This window comes from Shewanella sairae, assembly GCF_023283535.1.
Lineage (GTDB): Bacteria > Pseudomonadota > Gammaproteobacteria > Enterobacterales > Shewanellaceae > Shewanella > Shewanella sairae.
Genome location: NZ_JAKILT010000170.1, coordinates 1 through 1441 on the forward strand (window position 1 = coordinate 1; position 1441 = coordinate 1441).

Consider the following 1441-nt stretch of genomic DNA (forward strand, 5'->3'; position numbering starts at 1 on the left):
CATAAGCCGCTTATAGGCACGACAACTCTCGGCAAAGAAGCCGATACATGTCATTTTATAAAACTGGGTGAGATTTAATGTGGGGGAGCGTGGTAGGTTTCGCGCAAATGTTGAGACGCGATTAAGTCTAACAATTGTTGGCTTGGTTCAACGATGTTCATATTCTGGCGAAGCGTACCGTCCATACGGTAACGAGAACTAGGATAGCGTGGCTTCTGCTTAAAGGTCTTGCCCTTGGTTTTCAGATCTGCTTCATGCTTTGCGGCGCCGTGACGAACGGATAGACGCATTGCACCAAGCATATCAAGTAAGGCTTTCGATAACACCTTATAGCTTGCCTCCGCATGAAACTTTGCAGCGTGGCCATCTTCATAAATTGCCACGGTGTCACTCTGCAGATAACCACATTGCACCAATTTATTGATATAAAAATACCAGGTTGATTCTGCAATATAGACACCATGTCTAAGCGCCACTTCCATTCTCAGCGCATCATGAGTGAGATTCTTACCACCTTTACCAGTAGCAATGACAATCATGCCATTAGCCACATTACAATTAACGACAAATGCGGAAAGCATCAGGCTGAAAATAGTTTTTGAGCGGTCTTGTAATGTGCCGCGATATAATCCGTCACTACATTCGAGGAATTCATCTCGATGAGGCAGTATTTTTGCCTGTGTCAGTAACGTTTTAACGTAATCAGGGAGTCTTGCACTTTTAAAGCCATTGAATGAAGCAACCTTTGCCTGGAATCCAACGGCCTTACCGCTTTTATGAACTCGATTAGCCGTTTCTAGAATTTCAGCATTCACCTTAGCCCGTTTAGCTTTTGATGCCTTCTGTAATGGATTTTTTTCATCGACGACAAAGTCAGCCTGTCCATCAACAAACTCACAGTCAAACACAGTCATATCGTCATAAGAAGATAACGGTGGTAGCTCTGCAAAATCGTGTTCACACTGCTGCGACGTTGCATACTCTTCTGCAAAATAGCCTAGCACTGGTGAGTTTGATGGAATGCTCATTTCAGTGTCGTCCACTTAACTCTATCGATGCGTCTTAATGACAGGCGCAAATTCAGCACGAACAACGCCTTCCATGACTTCTAGTGGAATACGACCAAACTTTTCTTTCGCACTAATGGCTTTTGGATTGTTGGCACAAACATCATTACGAGTAATGCCTGAATGTTGAGCAGTACGACTAACTTCAAGCACGTGGCGGACACTGCGAATGGCTCTTTCACGATTTTTTTCAAACTCTTGACGGGTTAAACGCGCTTTAAATTGCGCATCTAACAAATCGACCATCAGCAAATCAAATAACTCGATTAAGGCAACCATACGCCAACCGAAACGGCTATTAACATACAGAGGCTTAACCACTGGAGCTAGCGACTCACAATCAGAAGTCGTGACACGTCTACGGCGTTCATCTG

The 1441-nt window shown here is 44.1% G+C and carries 2 protein-coding genes; both read right to left on the reverse strand.

The annotated features are described in order from the left end of the window. Positions 1 to 74: 74 nt before the first annotated feature. Positions 75 to 1043, reverse strand: a complete 969-nt coding sequence (locus L2748_RS23875) for a hypothetical protein (RefSeq protein WP_246616301.1) — start codon at positions 1041 to 1043, stop codon at positions 75 to 77. A 6-nt stretch (positions 1044 to 1049) separates the two neighbouring features. After that, positions 1050 to 1441: AcaB family transcriptional regulator (locus L2748_RS23880; RefSeq protein ID WP_248957819.1), on the reverse strand; the 392-nt coding region annotated here is incomplete at its 5' end.